The organism is Roseobacter sp. YIN89 (assembly GCF_057219365.1).
In genome coordinates, this window is record NZ_JBXVVD010000003.1 from 83908 (window position 1) to 103685 (window position 19778).

Annotated in this window: 17 protein-coding genes; 15 read left to right on the forward strand and 2 right to left on the reverse strand. The window is 57.6% G+C overall.

The genetic code is table 11. The features are described from left to right. Positions 1–27: 27 nt before the first annotated feature. The 5 genes from AC2D8V_RS12865 (at position 28) to AC2D8V_RS12885 (ending at position 5199) form a co-directional block, all read left to right on the forward strand. Complete coding sequence (locus AC2D8V_RS12865) at positions 28–219, forward strand: twin-arginine translocation signal domain-containing protein (RefSeq protein ID WP_484733976.1); 192 nt, start codon at positions 28–30, stop codon at positions 217–219. A gap of 80 nt (positions 220–299) precedes the next feature. Beyond that, complete coding sequence (locus AC2D8V_RS12870) at positions 300–3188, forward strand: formate dehydrogenase subunit alpha (RefSeq protein WP_484733977.1); 2889 nt, start codon at positions 300–302, stop codon at positions 3186–3188. Positions 3189–3202: 14 nt separating this feature from the next. Next, positions 3203–3799 carry a formate dehydrogenase FDH3 subunit beta gene (gene fdh3B / locus AC2D8V_RS12875; RefSeq protein ID WP_484733978.1) on the forward strand — a complete coding sequence of 199 codons (597 nt, stop codon included), beginning with the start codon at positions 3203–3205 and terminating at the stop codon, positions 3797–3799. Between the two features lie 81 nt (positions 3800–3880). Continuing rightward, positions 3881–5074, forward strand: a complete 1194-nt coding sequence (locus tag AC2D8V_RS12880; protein WP_484733979.1) for a formate dehydrogenase subunit gamma — start codon at positions 3881–3883, stop codon at positions 5072–5074. After that, positions 5071–5199 (forward strand): hypothetical protein, encoded by a 129-nt coding sequence (locus AC2D8V_RS12885; protein ID WP_484733980.1) that lies wholly within the window; start codon positions 5071–5073, stop codon positions 5197–5199. The genes AC2D8V_RS12880 and AC2D8V_RS12885 overlap by 4 nt, the downstream gene beginning before the upstream one ends. On the opposite strand, the gene AC2D8V_RS12890 is transcribed toward AC2D8V_RS12885, so the two are convergent. Both AC2D8V_RS12890 and bhcR read right to left on the reverse strand, forming a co-directional pair. Next, positions 5196–5879, reverse strand: coding sequence for a GntR family transcriptional regulator (locus AC2D8V_RS12890; protein WP_484733981.1), 684 nt, complete (start codon positions 5877–5879; stop codon positions 5196–5198). The genes AC2D8V_RS12885 and AC2D8V_RS12890 overlap by 4 nt on opposite strands. Positions 5880–5964: 85 nt before the next feature. Beyond that, complete coding sequence (bhcR, locus tag AC2D8V_RS12895) at positions 5965–6795, reverse strand: HTH-type transcriptional regulator BhcR (RefSeq protein WP_484733982.1); 831 nt, start codon at positions 6793–6795, stop codon at positions 5965–5967. A 192-nt stretch (positions 6796–6987) separates the two neighbouring features. Here bhcR and bhcA point away from each other — a divergent pair, with 192 nt between their 5' ends. The 10 genes from bhcA (at position 6988) to AC2D8V_RS12945 (ending at position 19717) form a co-directional block, all read left to right on the forward strand. Beyond that, positions 6988–8181 carry an L-aspartate--glyoxylate aminotransferase BhcA gene (gene bhcA, locus AC2D8V_RS12900; RefSeq protein WP_484733983.1) on the forward strand — a complete coding sequence of 398 codons (1194 nt, stop codon included), beginning with the start codon at positions 6988–6990 and terminating at the stop codon, positions 8179–8181. An 11-nt stretch (positions 8182–8192) separates the two neighbouring features. Continuing rightward, entirely contained in the window at positions 8193–9164 is a 972-nt protein-coding gene (gene bhcB / locus AC2D8V_RS12905) for a beta-hydroxyaspartate dehydratase BhcB (RefSeq protein ID WP_484733984.1), read from the forward strand. Positions 9165–9176: 12 nt separating this feature from the next. Beyond that, positions 9177–10340, forward strand: coding sequence for a 3-hydroxy-D-aspartate aldolase BhcC (bhcC, locus tag AC2D8V_RS12910; RefSeq protein WP_484733985.1), 1164 nt, complete (start codon positions 9177–9179; stop codon positions 10338–10340). A 101-nt stretch (positions 10341–10441) separates the two neighbouring features. Then, complete coding sequence (gene bhcD / locus AC2D8V_RS12915) at positions 10442–11407, forward strand: iminosuccinate reductase BhcD (protein WP_484734555.1); 966 nt, start codon at positions 10442–10444, stop codon at positions 11405–11407. A gap of 243 nt (positions 11408–11650) precedes the next feature. Beyond that, the gene (locus AC2D8V_RS12920) at positions 11651–13144 is read left to right on the forward strand and encodes a serine/threonine-protein kinase (RefSeq protein ID WP_484733986.1); all 1494 of its coding nucleotides are present in this window, start codon (positions 11651–11653) and stop codon (positions 13142–13144) included. 51 nt (positions 13145–13195) lie between these two features. Next, positions 13196–14629, forward strand: coding sequence for an FHA domain-containing protein (locus tag AC2D8V_RS12925; protein ID WP_484733987.1), 1434 nt, complete (start codon positions 13196–13198; stop codon positions 14627–14629). Beyond that, a complete protein-coding gene (locus AC2D8V_RS12930; protein ID WP_484733988.1) occupies positions 14613–15455 on the forward strand; it encodes a PP2C family protein-serine/threonine phosphatase in 843 nt (280 codons plus the stop codon). Before AC2D8V_RS12925 ends, AC2D8V_RS12930 begins: the two co-directional genes overlap by 17 nt. Further along, entirely contained in the window at positions 15445–16593 is a 1149-nt protein-coding gene (locus tag AC2D8V_RS12935) for a GTPase family protein (RefSeq protein WP_484733989.1), read from the forward strand. Before AC2D8V_RS12930 ends, AC2D8V_RS12935 begins: the two co-directional genes overlap by 11 nt. A 143-nt stretch (positions 16594–16736) precedes the next feature. Then, a complete protein-coding gene (locus AC2D8V_RS12940; RefSeq protein ID WP_484733990.1) occupies positions 16737–18803 on the forward strand; it encodes a dynamin family protein in 2067 nt (688 codons plus the stop codon). After that, on the forward strand, positions 18800–19717 hold the full coding sequence (locus AC2D8V_RS12945) for a dynamin family protein (protein WP_484733991.1): 918 nt from the start codon (positions 18800–18802) through the stop codon (positions 19715–19717). The genes AC2D8V_RS12940 and AC2D8V_RS12945 overlap by 4 nt, the downstream gene beginning before the upstream one ends. The last annotated feature ends 61 nt before the right edge of the window (positions 19718–19778 follow it).

A 19778-nucleotide genomic window follows, 5' to 3' on the forward strand; every position in this document is an offset into this window, starting at 1 on the left:
CCTCTGACAGTCGAAAGGGAGAGAAACATGACAAAGAAAACCGAAAGCGACACCAGTCGCCGGAATTTTCTGAAATTGGCCGGGACAGCCGCGCCCGCTGCGGTGGCCGCTGTTGCGGCGACGGGCGGGGTCGCCGAGGCTGCAGAGCCAGACCTTTCGTCCGATAAGATGCAGGATACCGCGCACACACGCGCGTATCTGGATAGCACTCGCTTCTGATCTGAACCCGCCCCGCGCGGGCAAAACAATCCTGCGGCAGGTCCGGGAGGGGACCCTCGACCGCACAAAAGGAGGAACACATGTTAAGGAAAAAGACCAACAGGGTCGCACAACGCGCAGGACGCTCCGGCATCCTGGCGGACGTTGCGAACAAATCCGTAGACCGGCGCGCATTCTTGCGCGGTTCGGGTCTTGCCATTGGTGGGCTGACGGCGATTGCTGCCACCGGGGGTACGGTCACCAAAGCCTCTGCAGCAGCAGCGGTCAGCGGCGCTGTCGACACGGTTAAAACCGTTTGCACACACTGCTCGGTCGGGTGCACGGTGATTGCCGAAGTCTCCAACGGTGTCTGGACGGGGCAAGAGCCCGGCTGGGACAGCCCGTTCAACCTTGGTGCTCATTGCGCAAAAGGGGCAGCCGTACGCGAGCACGCCCACGGCGAGCGCCGCCTGAAGTATCCGATGAAAAAGGAAGGCGGCGAGTGGAAGCGCATCAGCTGGGAGCAGGCGATCAACGAGATCGGCGACGGCATGATGAAAATCCGCGAAGAGAGCGGCCCGGATTCGGTGTATTGGCTGGGATCGGCCAAGTCCAACAACGAACAGGCCTATCTCTACCGCAAGTTTGCGGCCTACTGGGGTACGAACAACGTCGACCACCAGGCGCGGATTTGTCACTCAACAACGGTTGCGGGTGTGGCCAACACATGGGGCTACGGCGCCATGACCAACAGCTACAACGACATCCACAACTCCAAAGCCATGTTCCTCATCGGCGGCAACCCTGCCGAAGCGCACCCTGTGTCGCTGCTGCATATGCTGAGAGCCAAGGAACAGAACAACGCGCCTTTCATCGTCTGCGACCCGCGTTTCACGCGCACGGCCGCGCATGCCGACGAGTACGTGCGCTTCCGTCCGGGTACGGACGTGGCGCTGGTCTGGGGCATTCTCTATCACATCTTCGAAAACGGTTGGGAGGACAAAGAGTTCATCCGCACCCGTGTCTGGGGCATGGATCAGATCAAAGAAGAAGTGAAAAAGTGGAACCCCGAAGAAGTCGAGCGTGTCACCGGCACACCCGGCAGTCAGCTCAAGCGTGTAGCGCGTACACTGGCGAACAACCGTCCGGGCACTGTGATCTGGTGCATGGGCGGAACGCAGCACACCAACGGTAACAACAATACCCGCGCTTACTGCATTTTGCAGTTGGCCTTGGGCAACATGGGTACAGCCGGCGGCGGTACGAACATCTTCCGCGGTCACGACAACGTACAAGGCGCGACCGACCTTGGTGTTCTGGCCAATACATTGCCCGGATACTACGGCTTGTCCGACGGGTCGTGGGCACACTGGGCGCGGGTCTGGGAAGAAGACCTCGACTGGCTCAAGGGACGGTTCTCTGACGCCGAATTCGACGGCAAGAAGATGATGAACCAGACCGGTATTCCGGTCAGCCGCTGGATCGACGGGGTTCTCGAAGACCCCGCCAACATGGACCAGCCGGATAACACCCGCGCCATGGTTCTGTGGGGGCATGCGCCAAACTCGCAAACCCGTCAGAAAGAGATGAAAACGGCAATGGAAAAGCTCGACATGCTCGTCGTTGTCGATCCGTTCCCAACCGTCTCTGCCGTGCTGCATGACCGCACCGACGGCGTGTACCTGCTGCCGTGTTCGACACAGTTCGAAACACGCGGGTCGGTCACGGCATCGAACCGCTCTCTGCAATGGCGTGATCAGGTGGTCGATCCACTGTTCGAGAGCAAGCCGGATCATGCGATCATCGGCCTGCTGGCGCAGAAGTTCGGTTTCCACGAACAAATCTTCCGCAATATCGCGATGGAAGAGGACGGCGTGACACCGGTGATCGAAGACATCACCCGCGAGTTCAACCGCGGTATGTGGACGGTCGGCTACACCGGTCAAAGCCCTGAACGCATCAAGACGCACATGGCCAACCAGCACACGTTCGACAAGACAACCTTGCGTGCGGTTGGTGGCCCGGCGGATGGCGACTACTACGGTATGCCGTGGCCATGCTGGGGTACTGCCGACATGAACCACCCGGGTACGGCAAATCTTTATGATATGTCGCTGCCGGTGGCAGAAGGTGGATTGGCATTCCGTGCGCGCTTTGGCGTCGAGCGGGATGGCGACAACCTGCTCGCTGAAGGCGTGTCAAACCCGGGTGCGGAAATTCAGGACGGATATCCTGAATTTACCATGCAGATGCTCATGGACCTTGGCTGGGACGGTGACCTGACCGGCGAAGAACGCGCTGCAATCGATGCAGTGGCGGGTCCAAAGACGAATTGGAAAACCGACCTTTCCGGCGGCATCCAACGCGTCGCGATCAAGCATGGCTGCGCACCGTTCGGCAACGCCAAGGCACGCGCAGTCGTCTGGACCTTCCCGGATCCGGTACCGCTGCACCGCGAGCCTCTCTACACCAACCGTCGCGACCTCGTGGCCGACTATCCGACTTACGAGGACAAGAAGTTCTGGCGCCTGCCGACAATGTACAAGTCGATTCAGGAAAACGACTTCTCAGCCGATTATCCGATCATCCTGACCTCTGGTCGCTTGGTCGAATATGAAGGCGGTGGGGACGAGACACGGTCGAACCCATGGCTGGCTGAACTTCAGCAGGACATGTTCGTCGAGATCAACACACGCGACGCCAACAACCTCGGTATCCGGGATGGCGCGCAGGTGTGGGTCGAAGGCCCAGAAGGCGGCAAGGTCAAAGTGATGGCCATGGTCACCGAACGGGTCGCCAGCGGCGTTGCCTTTATGCCCTTCCACTTTGGCGGGCACCTCGAGGGCGAGGATTTGCGCCACAAGTATCCTGAGGGCGCTGACCCTTACGTGCTTGGCGAATCCACAAACACCGCTCAGACATATGGCTATGACAGCGTAACCCAGATGCAAGAGACCAAAGCGACTCTTTGCAAAATCTGGTCAGCGTAAGGGAGGTTATAACAATGGCCGCAAGAGCAAAATTTCTCGTCGACGCTGAACGCTGCATTGAATGCAACGCCTGTGTCACAGCCTGTAAGAACGAGCACGAAGTGCCGTGGGGCATCAACCGCCGCAAGGTCGTCACGCTGAATGACGGCCAACCCGGCGAACGGTCCATTTCGGTGGCATGCATGCACTGTTCAGACGCGCCCTGCATGGCCGTCTGTCCGGTGGATTGTTTCTACCAGAACGAAGAAGGCGTGGTCCTGCACTCCAAGGACTTGTGCATCGGTTGCGGATACTGCTTCTACGCGTGTCCGTTCGGTGCGCCACAGTTCCCGCAAGCCGGCAACTTTGGCAGCCGCGGCAAGATGGACAAATGTACCTTCTGTGCCGGTGGTCCTGAAGAGAACAACTCCACAGCCGAGTTCGCCAAATACGGCAGGAACCGTATCGCCGAAGGCAAGCTGCCAATCTGCGCCGAGATGTGCGCAACCAAGGCGCTGCTGGCTGGTGACGGGGACGTCGTCTCGGGCATCTACCGCGAACGCGTGGTTGCACGTGGCTTCGGTTCCGGTGCATGGGGATGGGGCACAGCCTACGACCAAAAGGGCGGCTAACGCCCCAAGGTGAACTAAAAAGCACTTCGGGGCGGCTCTGACAAAGAGCCGCCCCTTATTTACAAGACTGAGGCCAAATTCATGCTGCGTCTGCTACACACACTTCTGCTCGTTTTCTGTTGTGCATTGCCTGTCTCCGCGCAGGAGGCCGATGCTCCGCAAACGGACCGCTCGGCAACGGGTGGTGCGCAAACACTGGAAGACATCATGCGCCGGCAGGAAGGGCTCGATGTTGATAACTCCTTCCGCAGTTCGGTAACCGGGAACCCCGAGGGAGCTCCCGCGATCAGCGATCAGCTTGGCACCCGTGGTGGCGCGTCGGACCCTGATCTGTGGCGCGGGCTGCGCTTTGACAGCGCGGACATTACCACGCAGGCCCGCGGTCCGGCTTCAAATGTGCTGATACAGGATCGTGGTATGTGGTGGCTGCAATTCCGCGAAGGTCCGTTGTTGACCTATGGGCCCGGCTTGTTGCTCGTCACAATCGGATTGCTCGTGCTGTTTTATGTGGTCCGTGGCCGCATTCGCATCGACGGGGAAAAAACCGGCCGCACGATTACGCGTTTCAAAGCATTCGAACGGTTTTCCCATTGGCTTCTCGCGGGGTCTTTCATCTTGCTGGGGCTTACCGGAATCATCACGCTGATCGGCCGCAAATACCTGATCCCGGCATTTGGCCACGACGCTTTCTCGACGATTGCGATTGGGTCAAAGTGGATACACAACAACGTCTCTTGGGCGTTTATGCTGGCGCTCGTCTTTGTCTTTGTATTGTGGGTCGTCCACAACCTGCCACACAGGACGGACATTAACTGGATTCTGAAGGGTGGTGGCATCTTTGGCGGTGGTCACCCGCCGGCGCGCAAGTTTAACGCAGGCCAGAAACTGATCTTTTGGTCGGTGATAATCCTTGGCGGTTCGATCTCTGCCTCTGGCCTGTCGCTGCTCTTTCCGTTTGAACTGCCAATGTTTGCCGCGACCTTCGAAAAGCTGAATGCCTTTGGTATCTCTGAATTGTTCGGGCTCGGTACGCTGCCGACCGATCTCGCTCCGCACGAGGAAATGCAATACGCACAGCTTTGGCACGCGATTGTAAGCTTTGTGTTGATGGCGATTATCATCGCGCACATCTACATCGGATCGGTTGGTATGGAAGGCGCCTATGCTGCCATGGGCGACGGCGAAGTCGAAGAGCAGTGGGCGCGCGAACACCACAGCCTTTGGGTTGAAGAGGTCAAAGCCAAAGAGGCGCAAGCCAAAGGGGGTGCGACATGAAAGCCATGATGCTCGCCTTCGCCGCCATCGCTGTTATTGCGGTCGGATCTTATTTCGCGCTGAACGAAGCTGGCTTTTCCGCCGCGGATCGCACGGCAGGAGACGCAGTGCGTCTGGGCGACTAAAAGCCGTTGTTTTCGACGTTTGGTTTTGCGGCTGTTTCGCGCAGCTTCTCCATCTGCTGCGGAAATCGCGGCCCTTGTGTGCTGATATGGCGCCGCAATTCGTAAGCGGCTGTCTCTGGGTCACGGCTGGATATGGCGTTTAGAAAGGCATCATGTTCGCGCACGGATTGGCGCATACGCTCGGTCAGTCTGAACTTAACACGCCGGAACGGTTTTAGCCTCCGGTAGAGCCGTCCTGCCTCTTCGGCCAGAAAAGCGTTGCCCGCCATGGCATAAATGGCGAGGTGAAATGCTTCGTTGTGGCGTGAGTAGGCATCAGGGTCGTCGGAATCGATGGCAGCTTTGCACTCCTCGTTAATGTCGGAAAGCACGCGCAGATCGGATTTGGTCATGCGCTCGGCGGCAAGCCTGCCGCACACGGCTTCGATTTCTGCCATTGCTTCGAACATTTCCTCAATGCGCCTCGACAAGGGTTGCTTTACAAAGACGCCGCGCCGTGGTCGCTGCTCTGCCAGGTCGACACCAACAAGCCGCTGCAACGCCTCTCGCACCGGGGTGCGGGATACTCCGAACAACTGCGCCAAGCTGGTTTCATCTAGGCGCTGCCCCTGCTCGAAGTGGCCCGTGAAAACCATCTCTTCCAATGAATCCGCAATTCGGTCTGCTTGCCTGATATCCATAAGCGTTTGTTTTTTTCTACGATATTGTTGTGTGTCAGGAATTAGGGTCGTGGGCGTTGCAGGCAAGACGGTGACCCAAACCCGGTCAGCCTTGTGCCTGATCGGGCTGCTTGCCGCCGATGAGCGCGGTGATCTCCCGCGCGGCTTCCATTACCGTTGCGCCAAGCTCTGGCACACGGCGTGGATCAAACCGCGTACTGGGTCCAGAGATTGACACACCCGCGCAGGGCTCGCCATGCTCGTCAAAAATGACGCTGCCAATACACGACATACCGCTGAACCGTTCCTCGCGGTCGAAAGAATATCCGCGCGCACGCGTCTGTTCCAGATCATCGAACAAGGCTTTGGGCGAGGTTAGCGTATTGTCTGTAAAGGCGGTCAATCCTGAGGAAAGCAGCAGTTTTCGAAGATGTTCTTCGTTATAGCGCGACAGGATCGCCTTACCGGTGCCCGAGGCATGCATTGATGTTCGGGTGCCGCGAGCAAAGAAAGCGCGGATCGGGTGGCGGGTTTCGACCTGTCCGACAAAGACGACCTCGGGGCCATCCGGAATGGCCAGATTGGCTGTTTCACCGGTTTTTTCCATCAGGGCGCGCATGACCGGTCTGCTGACTTCGGTTAGGTTCGTGCGGTTCATAAAGGCAGCGCCGGTGCGATAGGCTTCTATGCCGATGCTCCAGTCCTGACGGTCTTCGTTGAAGGCGACGAAGCCGTGTTTTTGCAATGTTGTCAGGATGCGATGGGTCGTGGCCGTTGGCACACCGATGGACAAAGACAGGTCTGTCAGTGTGGCACGGCCGCTACGGGATACGGATTTTAGCACGCTCAAAGCCCGATCAAGGGATTGCAGCGTTCCAGCCGAGCTTTCCTTGAATTGCGACTTTGGGCGACCTCTTGGGCGTTTCTGCGGTGTCATGATGACAGAATCTCATTCATAGTTGTTTGTAAAAAAGTTTTTCAAACAAACACTCATTTCCATTGTGAAAAATGATAAACCTATATTTTACAGAAGTATAGGTATTAAAATATAAAAATGAAAAATGTTTTCGAGAAAATTGAAAAATAGAAACTCTGCCGATATAAATGTGGAAATCGAGGAGGTTTCCGCATGTCAGATCAAAATCCAATCTTTATTCCCGGGCCGACAAATATTCCCGACAGGCTGCGCCGCGCGATGCAAGTGCAGACCCGCGATCACCGCGCACCCGACTTTGTGGAAACCTTTGCGCCGGTTCTTGAAGACACCAAAAAAGTCTTCGGGACATCCGAGGGCACGATCATCACCTTTCCAGCCAGCGGCACCGGTGGCTGGGAAGCTGCGGTGTGCAACACGCTCAGCCCCGGCGACAAGGTTCTGATCGCGCGTTATGGCGTTTTCAGCCACAAGTGGATTGATCTTTGCGAGCGTCACGGGCTGGACGTGCATGTGGTGGATTGCGTTTGGGGAACAGGCGCACCTGCTGACCAATTTGAAGAGATTTTGTCTCAGGATTCCCAGCATCAGATCAAGGCCGTTCTGGTGACGCACAATGAGACCGCGACAGGGGTTAAATCGGACGTGGCCGCGGTGCGCGCTGCCATGGATGCAGCGGACCACCCCGCGTTGCTGTTTGTCGATGCGGTAAGTTCTTTGGCCTCCATGCCGTTCGAGATGGATGCATGGGGCGTCGACATCGCTGTGTCCGGCTCTCAGAAAGGCTTTATGCTGACAACGGGAATGGCAATCCTTGGGGTCAGCCCAAAGGCGATTGCAGCCATGGAAACAGCAAAGCTCCCACGCACATTTTTCGATTTCCGGGATATGATGAACGCCAATGCAACAGGCGGATTTCCCTACACACCTCCGCTGCAACTGATCTTCGGGATGCGCGAAAGCCTCAACATGCTGTTCGAGGAAGGTTTGGAAAACGTTTATGCCCGACACACTAGACTCGCCGAAGGGGTGCGCAAGGCAGCGGGCGCGTGGGGGTTTGACCTCGTTGCAGAGCGGCCTGAGCTCTACTCGGATACCGTCAGCGCGATCTACGTGCCTCAGGGATTTGACAGCAACGCGCTGACGAACCACGCGTTCGACCGCTATGGCGTGTCGTTTGGCGTCGGATTGGGCGCACTTGACGGCAAGGCTTTCCGCATTGGGCATCTGGGGAGCTTGACCGAAGTCATGGTCTTGTCCGGTCTGGCAACGATCGAAATGGCAATGGTCGATTTGGGCTACCCGATCACGCTTGGCAGCGGCGTTGCGGCCGCGCAAGAACACTACCGCGCGGGTGAAAACGCGACGTTACAGGCAGCGGCAGAATAAGGAGGCACAAAATGCTCGATGGAAATCAGGTTACCGGTCTGACGATTGACGATGTTCGCGCGGCCCACGCGCGGATAAAGCCGTACATCCATGAAACGCCGATCCTGACCTCGCGGTTCTTGAACGAACTGACCGGCGCAGAATTGTTCTTCAAATGCGAAAACTTTCAAAAGGCCGGCGCGTTCAAGGTGCGCGGTGCCTCAAATGCCGTGTTCGGGCTTGATGACGAGATGGCCCGTCAGGGGGTTGCAACGCATTCGTCGGGCAATCACGCGCTGTCGTTGTCCTATGCGGCAGGCAGACGTGGCATTCCGTGCCACGTGGTGATGCCGCGCACGGCGCCAGAGGCGAAAAAAGCAGCTGTTCGTGGCTATGGCGGCATCATCACAGAGTGTGAGCCGTCCACAACCAGCCGCGAGGCGGTCTTTGCCGATGTACAGGCACAGACAGGCGCGGAATTTGTCCATCCCTACAACGACCCGCGGGTTATCTGTGGTCAGGCGACCTGTTCGCTGGAAATGCTGAGCCAGGTTGAGGATATGGATGCGGTCATTGCACCCATCGGCGGCGGTGGCATGATTTCGGGCACATGCCTGACGCTTTCCAATCTCGCGCCGCAACTCAAGATATACGCGGCCGAGCCTGATCAGGCAGATGACGCCGCGCGGTCATTTCGGGCAGGGCATATCATCGCCGATGACGCGCCAAACACCATCGCGGATGGTCTGAAGGTGCCGTTGAAAGAGAACACGTGGCATTTCGTATCGAACTTCGTCACCGACGTTCTGACCGCATCTGAACAAGAGATCATCGACGCGATGAAACTCACGTGGCAGCGGATGAAAATCGTCATGGAACCAAGCTGTGCCGTCCCGCTGGCGACCATCCTGCGCAACCCCGAGGTGTTTCGGGGCAAGCGTGTAGGTGTGGTGATCACAGGCGGCAATGTAGACATGGACAAACTGCCCTGGATGCAGGGTTAAGGAGTAAGCAAGATGAACAAACAGGTGAACTTCGACGCGTTGGAAGTAGGGTACGACATCCCTGCTGCGATTGGCATGGACGAAAGCGAAATTGAAACGCCCTGCCTTGTGCTCGATCTGGATGCACTGGAACGCAACATCAAAAAGATGGGCGATTGGGCGAAAGCGAACGGCATGCGTCACCGCGTCCACGGCAAGATGCACAAGTCGATTGATGTGGCTTTGCTGCAGGAAAGTCTCGGCGGGTCTTGTGGTGTGTGCTGCCAGAAGGTGTCCGAGGCAGAGGTCTTCGCCCGCGGTGGTATCAAGGACGTGCTGGTGTCCAATCAAGTGCGCCAACCTTCCAAGATTGACCGGTTGGCGCGGATGCCAAAGCTCGGCGCGCGGACAATTTGCTGCGTAGATGATCTGGAAAACGTGGCCGATCTTTCCGAAGCGGCGACCCGCCACGGCACTCAGGTCGAGTGTCTGGTCGAGATCGACTGCGGTGCGGGGCGGTGCGGTGTGACAACTACCGAAGCAGTCGTCGAAATCGCCAAGGCGATCGACGCTGCATCAGGGCTCAAGTTTGCCGGGATTCAGGCCTATCAGGGTGCGATGCAGCACATGGACAGCTACGACGACCGCAAAGCCAAGATTGAAGTAGCGGTGGCGCAGGTGCGCGATGCGGTTGACGGTCTGAAAGCTGAAGGGCTGGAGTGTGATATCGTTGGTGGCGGTGGCACGGGCTCTTATTATTTCGAGGGCACGTCTGGCGTTTACAATGAACTTCAGTGCGGGTCTTACGCGTTCATGGACGCGGACTACGGGCGCATTCTGGACAAGGACGGTAACCGTATCGATGACGGCGAATGGGAAAACGCCCTGTTCATCCTGACTTCCGTCATGAGCCACGCAAAGCCGGAAAAGGCCATCGTGGATGCCGGTCTCAAGGCGCAATCTGTAGACAGCGGCTTGCCGACGATCTTTGGCCGCGATGACGTGGAGTATGTCAAATGCTCGGACGAGCATGGTGTTGTTGCAGACCCGCAGGGCAAGCTGAAGGTCAATGACAAGCTCAAGCTGGTGCCCGGTCACTGTGATCCGACGTGCAACGTACACGACTGGTATGTTGGTGTCCGCAACGGCAAGGTCGAAACGCTGTGGCCGGTGTCTGCGCGCGGCAAAGCTTACTGATCCCGATCTCCTCGCGCGCTGTGCTGTGATGCGCGCGGGGTAATCCCATTACATCAATGAAGGAGCATACCATGTTGGATGCAGCCACCGAGGCAAAAGGCCTGTTGATCGTCGGAGAAGAACTCTGCGCTGATCTGGTCGGGCGAAAAGAGGCATTCAGCGCCGTTGAACAGGTGTTTGGCGCAATGGCGCGCGGTGATGCGTATAACTTTCCGGTGGTACGCGAGGCAATCGGTTATGCCGATGCGCTCTACGGGTTTAAATCAGGTTTCGACCGCTCCGGCAAAAGCCTCGGGGTAAAATCCGGCGGTTACTGGCCGGGCAATGCCGACAAAGGGCTGACCAATCACCAGTCGACCATTTTCTTGTTTGATCCGGATACTGGCATGCTCGATGCCTTGGTGGGCGGTAATTACCTGACCGCCGTGCGCACTGCCGCATCGTCTTCGGTATCCATCGCGCATCTGGCACGACAGGACGCCAAAGTGTTGGGTATGGTCGGAGCAGGGCACCAGTCCACTTTCCAACTGAGGGCCGCCGCCGAACAGCGTGACTTTGAAAAAGTGGTGGCCTGGAACCCGCACCCAGAGATGTTGCCGCGTCTGGCGGCTGTGGCCGAAGATCTCGGTCTGGCCTTCGAAGCTGTCAGCGCAGAAGAGCTTTGTGCACAGGCGGATGTCATCATCACCATCACGTCCGCGTTTGAGCCGCTTTTGCTGGCCTCTTGGGTTCGGCCCGGCACGCACATCGCTTGCATGGGTACGGATACAAAAGGCAAGCAGGAAGTGGACGCGGACCTTGTCGGCAAGGCATCGGTGTTTACCGACGAGGTGGCGCAATCCATCACCATTGGAGAGGCACAACATGCCGTGGCCTCCGGTCTGATTGCAGAAGCGGACATCACCCCAATCGGTGATGTCATCAACGCCGACCACCCGGGCCGCCGTTCAGACGACGAAATCACGCTTTTTGACGGTACTGGTGTAGGGCTACAGGATTTGGCCGTCGCTTCGGTGGCAGCACGTCTGGCAGAAGCAGAAGGTAGGGTCCAGCGCGTCTCGCTTTGATCTTCGAGATCACGGGATTTTGCCCTCGTGTAGCCAAAAGCTGCGCGAGGGTTTTTTGTGTGCTCAAGCCAAGTTACTGAAAAATTGAAATAAATCAGACGATCAAGGCACGGGTCTTCCCCGCTCCGGCCATGTTTTCGTCACAGCATTTTAGCCTTTGTCATCCAGTAGTACCGCGTTGTGGCGGCGGGCCGGAAAGTCCGGCGCGTGTTGTGGTGTGCAACTCATATGGCCAAGGAATCGATGAGCAACCAATCGGCAGAACTCCAACAGGCAGCGCCAAACGAGGCGTTGGCGCCGGGCAGCAAGTTGCTGAGCGGCCAGTACGAGATTTTGCGGTATCTCAGCAGCGGTGGTTTCGGCATCACTTATCTGGCGCGCGACAGCCTTAATCGCACCGTGGTCATCAAGGAGTGTTTTCCAGAAGCCTTTTGTGCCCGGGTCAACAAAACGGTGCGTGCGCGCACCCAGAACTACGTCGATGATTTCAGGTCAATCGTGCAATTGTTCATCCGCGAAGCGCACGCGCTTTCTCGGCTCAGCCACTCCAGTGTCGTTGGTGTCCATCAGGTCTTTGAAGACAACGAAACGGCCTATATGGCGCTTGACCTTGTGGATGGCAAAGACCTGCTCGATGTCATTGAAAGTGGAGAGCCAAAACTGGCCCCGCATCAGGTGCGCAAGCTGACACTGGATTTGCTGGACGCGATCAGCCACGTGCATGCGCAGGATTTGTTGCACCGGGATATCTCACCCGACAATATCTTGGTCGATCACGCCGGCCGGCCTGTTCTGATCGACTTTGGCGCGGCGCGGGAAGAAGCCAGCCGCAAAAGCCGAGTGCTTTCCGCAGTTCTGGTGGTCAAGGACGGCTACTCGCCTCAGGAATTCTACGTTGCAGGCAGCCAGCAACTGCCGTGCAGTGACTTGTATGCCTTGGCGGCCTCGCTGTCGCATCTCATTACCGGCAAAGCGCCCCCTAACAGTCAGGCACGACTGGCGGCGCTGGCCAGCAACCAGCCTGACCTCTACGTGCCGCTTGTCGGGCGGTATCCCGAGTATGACACCGCATTTCTCGAAGCAATCGACAAGGCGATGAACATTGTGCCCTCGGACCGCCTGCAATCGGCTGAGGAATGGGTCTTGATGATAGACCACACCAAACGGGTGGAAATTGCGCGCGCCAAGGCGCAGAAAGACCGGACCATCGACCAAACGGTGATGAACCTTGTCAAATCCGCGCAGCAGCAAGGACCAGCCTTACCCAAGGACGAACAACAGCAGGACAAGGCAGGCCCGAGTGTCGCCGCCCCTGCGACTGAGATTGCCAAACCGCAAAAACCGGCACCAACCGAGGATACCTTGGAAGACCTCGATTCGATTTTGATCGAAAGTTTCGTGCATAATGAAGAGAGCGCCGTATCTGACGCAACGGGTGATGCCGAACAGATTGCCGAGACACCTTATATACGGGTCAAGTCCAAGGCCATTGAGCGGCAGAAAAAGCTGCAAGAGCAAAGCAGGCGCAGGCTTCGTATCCCTACCACACGCCGAATGAGCCGGTTCGCCACCGTACCTGTCGTGTTCTGCGCGTATTTCTTTTACGCGCATACAGCGTTGCAATTTGATCAGGTGCAGGCCGCCACGGTCGAGCCTTTGCGCGCTTTTACCGAAGGGCTGGCGGGGTGGTCTGATGCGAACGGCGGCAAAGTAACAGTAAAAAGTCTGATTAATTGATACCGCAGCGGTCCGATAAACCGCAGCTCTATAACGAGGAAAGGCAGAACAATGACGCTCTTCAGGAAAGTTTTTCAGAACCAGGCGCGCCCGATCGACAAATCCAAAGCGATTGACGAGGACGCGATGGCGTCAGCCTTTGATGCGGTCCGGCAAGGGGCTGATCCGTTCGTTCTCGAACAGGACGCCCATGCAGTCCCCGAACGGAATACAGATGCTGCGGAATTGACCCGGCCATCCGACGGCTCAGGTGCGCCGGATGACGGTTCAGACGATTTTGAAGACGCGCAACTCGACGATACCGCCACAGACCCCGAAAAACCTGAAGTGGCCGGGCTCTTGGAAACTCTTAATCCGCCAGACGAGGTCGCAGGAGAGGTCACATCACAGGCCAGCGCGCCCATCTCGAACGTGCCGCAGACTGACCAAGAAATTGCCGCCTTTAAGGATCGTACCATTGCGGCAGAAACTGCCTCCACTGATGAAGATTCTGACGCTGTGATGGATGGTGGGCTTGCGGACGAACTGGAGTTTTCGCTCCCCAGTACCGCGGGCGGCTCCACAGAAAGCGACCAGGCTGACGTCCGGCACGATAATGCCGCAGAGGACATTCTGGATGATCTTGATGCGGCGCTGTCAAATGACCCCCATCCGTCCAACCCAGCAGTGGATCGTCACGCGGGCGCCCCATCAGACGCTACCGGCACGCAGCAAGATACTGCGGATGAACCGGACCTTTCTGGCGACATGCTGCGGGAGGCAGCGCTGAAACCGGCGGTCGCCGCCGCGGCAGAGACCGATGTGAGCAGTTTTGCACGACAACAGATGGTCGGCATTGCCGAGACACAGCCGTCACAGGCCACCAATGTCGCAGACGCGCCGGTCGCAGAAGATACACCTGATGCCCACGACGACGACGCGGTGCCATCCTCCGACGAGGGCGCCGCCGCGCCGGAACTGGACCTGTCCGGTGGTCTTGCGCCGGTACCGTCTGCCGGGCGCGCCGGGCGCCGCGCCGGAAGGGTCAAGACACGGCTGCTTGGCTTTAACCGCGAAGAAGAAGCAACCGATCCCTTGGGGCAGGTCGCCGAGAGCACCGCGATCCCCCAGCGCGAAAAATTCCCGGTTGGTTGGCTGGTCGTCGTCGAAGGTCCGGGCGTTGGCCACGCGTTCAGCATCTTCACCGGCGCGTCGATGATTGGCCGCGGCGAAGATCAGGTGATCCGGCTCGATTTTGGCGACAACAGTATTTCACGCCATAACCACGCCGCCATTGCCTATGACGAAGAGGCCAACAAGTTCTACGTGGGGCATGGTGGCAAATCCAACATCATTCGCCGAAACGCCCGTCCGGTGCTGAGCACGGAAGAACTCCACCATGCGGACCTGTTGCGGATCGGAGAGACCACTTTGCGCTTTGTCGCGCTGTGCGGCTCTGATTTCCAATGGAACCGGACCGGAGGCAGCGATGCAACCGGGGTTTGACTTTGACGTGTCCTGCGCCCTGAGCAAAGGACAACGCAGTTACCAGGAAGACGCAATTATTGCGGATTTCGCGCGGGGCTCGGAAACGGGGCTGGCGGTACTGGCTGACGGTATGGGCGGGCATGCAGCCGGTGACGTGGCCAGCAAGATTGTGGTCACGGAAGTCTTTAGCGAACTGGTGTTTCAGCGCGGCGATCCGGCACAGTTCGAAAAGAACATCGCAGCGATCCTGACCAACGCAGCCAAATCGGCAAACGCCTGTCTTCGTGAACACGTCGATGCATTTCCCGATACACGTGGGATGGGCGCCACCCTCGTCGCGCCGATCATTATCGGGCGCAATCTCTACTGGATTTCAATTGGCGATTCACCCTTGTTCCTGTTTCGCAAGGGTGTGCTCACACAACTGAACGAAGATCACTCAATGGCACCCCAGATTGATTTCATGGTCAAATCCGGACTGATGGATCAGGAAGAGGGCGCGCGGCACCCTGACCGAAACACTTTGACCTCGGTCCTGTTCGGCGAAACCATCCCTAAAATAGACTGCCCGGTTGAGCCGGTTCAGTTGGCCGACGGTGATATCCTGATCGTTGCCAGCGACGGGCTGCAATTTCTCAGCGATGAACAGATCGCCGCCGTGCTGTTGCAAAACCGGCATCGGTCCAGTGGCCAGATTGCCGACCTTTTGCTCGCCGAGTTATCCGCGCTGGGAGACCCTGATCTCGACAACGTGTCATTTTCGATCATCAAGATGGGTGGCACCGAGACGGGAGCGCGACTGGGCGACACGCCAGCCAAGCAGGATATTCGCTGTGTTGGATAGCCCTTCGGCAGTGGACACGCTTGCTCTATTGCGCCGCGCAATGTCGGCCGATACGGTGCCGCATGCGCTGCAAAAGCAGGCCCGGACGCTGGCTGAACGTCTGGCGGGCGGCGTGCGCATTGCGCTGCTCGGGCCGTCCGGTGTCGGCAAATCCCAGTTGTGCAATGCGCTCATGGGGGTGGATGCGCAACAGACGGGTAAAGCGCGATGCTTTGTTCCCGACGCCTGCGACATTACCCCGGTTGCGCAGAACGCTTTGCCTGACCAATTTGCTTTTGACGTTATGCGGTCGGATCGTCTCGGTCATGCCCAGTTGTTGGACACCTCAACGCCCGCTGAGCATTGGCCGCAGCATACGCAACAGGTGCTCGCACATATCGACATCGTCCTGTGGTGTACGGAAGAGTTCACGCAACAGGAAGCAGGCATCTGGGCGGCGGTTCCCGACGCCCTAAAAGACCATAGCTTTCTTGTTCTGACCAAGGCCGATGAGCTGGCGGCACGTGGGACATTGGCGAGCCGCATGGCTGCTCTTCAGGATATTGCGTCAGACGAATTCCACGGCTTTTTTCCGACGTCCACGGCGCAACTCAGCGCGGCGCGGGCGCAAGCGGGTAGTGTCTCCGAAGCGCAGTTTGCCGCAAGCGGCGTCAAGGCACTGGCGGAGGCGGTGATGTCCATTGCGGCGTCCGGACAACGCGCCGATCTCGACAGCGCGTTGTTATTCATTGAGCGTTACGGCCTCTCCGCGTCAATGGTCGGTGCATCAGATCAGCAAGTGGTATCCGCGGCGCAGAATACGGACAAATCTGTCCTCCCGGTTGTTCTGGGATGCGCGCGCGCCCATCTCACCGAGCGCGCGCTCGATCTGGCCGAACTGACCTTTGACGCCGATCAGTCTGATTTGTCCGACGTGTTGGAATTGTGCGGCACGATCTCCGAGGAACTGGTCGAAATCGTTGCCGATACGGCCCACAACGGGCGGGAAGAGCAGAAATGGCAATCAGCCTTTGAAGAGGCTTCTGACAAAGTTGTTCTGATGTCGATGGAAAACGATCAGCGTTCGGCGGCGGACGCGGTATCAATCCTGCTGCAACTCCGGCGCGATCTTGATTTCCTTGCCACGCAGGCGGCATGAGATTCGCTCTTTTCCGCGCGTCGCGGGCTCTCGGGGCCAGCGCGGTTGGCACCAACGAACCGCGATTTTCAACAATTTCCCATAGGGATAGATATCTGGCTGCGTTGCGCAGAATGTTAACGAATTGCCGTTAGACCAGAGGCATGAACGTCCTGAATTCATCCGATGACAGCTCGTTCCTCGCTGCCACACAAGAAAAGATGCTGGGTGAGGGATTGGAGGATTTGCGCCATTTCGCGACGCAAGCGGCCCGCTTGCGTTCGGCCCTCGACATGATGACATCTCTGGGCGACGAAAACATGGACCGACGTGCTGAAAAGATGCGGTGGCAATTTGAGGTTTTTGAGCCGTCGGTGACGATGATCGGTCAGATCAAGTCGGGCAAGACCTCGTTGGTCAATATGTTGGTCGGTACGCCGGATTTGCTTCCTGCGGATGTAAACCCGTGGACGTCTGTGGTTACCTCACTGCACTTACACCCCGAACAAGAAGGGTTTGAAAACAGCGCTTCGTTTTCTTTCTTTGATCGGGATGAGTGGGACAAACTCGTTTCCGGCGGCGGACGTATCGGTGAACTCGCCAGCCGCGCCGGCGCCGACGACGAGTTGGAAAAAATCAAGCAGCAAGTGGCGCGCATGCGTGAGAAATCCCGCGCGCGCTTGGGCCGTAAATTTGAAATGCTGCTGGGGCAAAAACGCGACTACGGTTATTTCGATAAAGCTTTGATTGAACGCTACGTTTGCCTTGGCGAAGAGCCGGACGCGCAGGACGCCCCGATGCCCGATGCGCAAGGCCGGTTTGCCGACATCACAAAATCCGCAGACCTCAACATGGAGCGGCCAGCCCTGCCAATCAGGTTGTGTATACGCGACACGCCCGGCGTAAATGACACATTCATGATGCGCGAACAGATCACGATCCGCGCCATTCGCGACAGCCGCATTTGCGTCGTTGTCCTCTCGGCGCATCAGGCGCTGACTTCGACCGATATGGCGCTCATTCGCTTGATTACGCACGTCAAATCCCGTGACGTGATCATCTTTGTCAACCGCATTGACGAATTGTCGGATCCCGCAACACAGGTGGAGCAAATCCGCGAAAGCATTGAAGAAACACTGCTTGTCCATAAGGGGCCTGAAAACGCAGAAATCCTGTTCGGCTCGGCGCTTTGGGCGTCATTCGCCTTGCAAATGCGGACAGAGGATTTGCCTGCTCCGAGCCGTGCTTCCTTGGAAAAATGGGCGGTTGACGCGTCAGGGGAGGCACCAGCGCATTTAGGCCACGCCGAAGTATGGGCACTCTCCGGTTTGCCGAAACTACAGGCTGCGATTGGCAAACGGGTTGCGGAAGGGATTGGTGCTGCGTTTCTGGAGCGCGTCGCGCAAAGTGCGAGCAACCTTTTGGATGGCTTGGCCGCTGCCGATCGCATCAGTGCAAGTGCCAGCGATGAAAACCAGCGGCCGATCATGAACGCACAAGAGGCACGAAAAGCGATGGAACGCCTCGTCGTGACACAGAAAACGGCTTTGCGGGCCACGTTTGATGACATCCTTGCAGAGTTTTCGTCAAGGATGGAACGGGTTCAAGACAGCTTTCTTGACCGCGCGACGGCTTCGCTTGTTGTGCATCTTGAGAAAAATGGTGAACTGACACCCTGGACTTACGATCCAGCAGGTCTGCGGGTTCTGCTCAGCGCCTCCCACAAGGTGCTGGCCCGAAAAAGCGGACAGGCCTTTAACGCAGCAACCCTGTCGGCACGCGAAGAAATTGCCGCGATTTATTGCGGCGCCTTCGGTCTTGGTGCTCGGGAGATTGACATCACGCCGCCGCGCGCCCCGCAAACACCCGCACCGGTTACGCTGGGTCGTACCATCGCATTGGATCTCAATGGCAGTTGGTGGAAAAGATGGTGGCTGCAACGGCGCGGGTACGAGGCCTATGCGGCAAGTTTCTATGACCTCATCAAATCTGAAACCAGCCCCGTAATTTCCGAACTGCGTGATGATGTGGCAAACAGTGTGCGCGATGAAGCCTGCGCTGTGTTCGATGCGTTCCTGAGCGAACAGTTTTCCGTCTTTGAAACGCTTGAGCAGTCGAAAAGCGCCGGTGCCGATGAGATGCTCAGACAGGTCGCCGCAAAGACTTCCCATGACCGCCTTGAACAAATCCGCGAGGCTCGCAAGATCATCAGCGGTTTTCAACAGACATGAGTTTTGAACCTGAAATCCAACGCCCGGCATACCTGCCGCCGGATGAGGCCCCCAGACGCCCCCGCGTCGCGTTGATGGGCGAATTCAGCGCAGGGAAAAGCACGCTGGCCAACCTGATGATCGGTACCGATCCGCTGCCGATGCAGGTCGTGGCGACGCAGTTGCCGCCGGTCTGGATCAGCCATGGGCAGGGAGAGACCGTCATTGTCGATCTTGAGGGCAATGAAACCCCCTGCGATCTGAAATCCGTGCGAAATCTCGTTCCAGACGATGTGGCGTATATCCGGTTCCAATGCGACGAAGAAATTCTGCAGATGTGCGACATTATCGATATGCCCGGAATCTCTGACCCCAATATGTCGCCAGATGTTTGGGAGCGTATCATGCCGGCGGCCGATGCCGTAATCTGGTGCAGCCCGTCAACACAGGCATGGCGGCAAAGCGAAGCTGCAGTCTGGGAGGGTATGGACGCACGCGTACACGGCAACTCCATGCTGCTTTTGACCCGCTCAGACATGCTCTTGACGGAGCGTGACAAAGCAAAGGTTCTCAAACGGGTTCGAAATGAAACAGAGGGATTGTTTTCGCACGTGCAATTGATCTCCCTGCTGCAGGCGCGTGATGCTCAAGACGACGCGGAAGTGCTCCATCGCAGCGGTGCGGATGAGTTTGTACAAACCTTTTTGGACCTGCTTGACCGGTTACAGAAAGCGATCAATGGCGCGGATCATGCTTTTCATTCGCCCCTTGCGCCGGCCGCAGATAAGGGGGCTGTATCACCCGATGACGAGGCCGCCGGCGAAAGCAAGGTGGTCCCGCGGCGCCCGGTCGCAAAAACATCGCAGCGCAAGGCTGCGAATGACGATCAGAATAGCCCACCAGACCTTTCCAAATTCACGCCAAAGTTTTCGTGAGACGTTAACCAAAACCAAATGAAGTCACGGTAAAATTGGATAATGCTGCGGGGTGCAGGCC

Excerpts from the sequence above, each read along its gene's own strand:
- AC2D8V_RS12890 (WP_484733981.1), bottom strand. The coding sequence starts at position 5,879 with ATGGATATCAGGCAAGCAGACCGAATTGCGGATTCATTGGAAGAGATG.
- AC2D8V_RS12925 (WP_484733987.1), top strand. The coding sequence starts at position 13,196 with ATGACGCTCTTCAGGAAAGTTTTTCAGAACCAGGCGCGCCCGATCGAC.
- fdh3B (WP_484733978.1), top strand. The coding sequence starts at position 3,203 with ATGGCCGCAAGAGCAAAATTTCTCGTCGACGCTGAACGCTGCATTGAA.
- bhcC (WP_484733985.1), top strand. The coding sequence starts at position 9,177 with ATGAACAAACAGGTGAACTTCGACGCGTTGGAAGTAGGGTACGACATC.
- AC2D8V_RS12940 (WP_484733990.1), top strand. The coding sequence starts at position 16,737 with ATGAACGTCCTGAATTCATCCGATGACAGCTCGTTCCTCGCTGCCACA.
- AC2D8V_RS12870 (WP_484733977.1), top strand. The coding sequence starts at position 300 with ATGTTAAGGAAAAAGACCAACAGGGTCGCACAACGCGCAGGACGCTCC.
- AC2D8V_RS12945 (WP_484733991.1), top strand. The coding sequence starts at position 18,800 with ATGAGTTTTGAACCTGAAATCCAACGCCCGGCATACCTGCCGCCGGAT.
- AC2D8V_RS12880 (WP_484733979.1), top strand. The coding sequence starts at position 3,881 with ATGCTGCGTCTGCTACACACACTTCTGCTCGTTTTCTGTTGTGCATTG.
- bhcB (WP_484733984.1), top strand. The coding sequence starts at position 8,193 with ATGCTCGATGGAAATCAGGTTACCGGTCTGACGATTGACGATGTTCGC.
- AC2D8V_RS12885 (WP_484733980.1), top strand. The coding sequence starts at position 5,071 with ATGAAAGCCATGATGCTCGCCTTCGCCGCCATCGCTGTTATTGCGGTC.
- bhcA (WP_484733983.1), top strand. The coding sequence starts at position 6,988 with ATGTCAGATCAAAATCCAATCTTTATTCCCGGGCCGACAAATATTCCC.
- AC2D8V_RS12930 (WP_484733988.1), top strand. The coding sequence starts at position 14,613 with ATGCAACCGGGGTTTGACTTTGACGTGTCCTGCGCCCTGAGCAAAGGA.
- bhcR (WP_484733982.1), bottom strand. The coding sequence starts at position 6,795 with ATGACACCGCAGAAACGCCCAAGAGGTCGCCCAAAGTCGCAATTCAAG.
- AC2D8V_RS12920 (WP_484733986.1), top strand. The coding sequence starts at position 11,651 with ATGAGCAACCAATCGGCAGAACTCCAACAGGCAGCGCCAAACGAGGCG.
- AC2D8V_RS12865 (WP_484733976.1), top strand. The coding sequence starts at position 28 with ATGACAAAGAAAACCGAAAGCGACACCAGTCGCCGGAATTTTCTGAAA.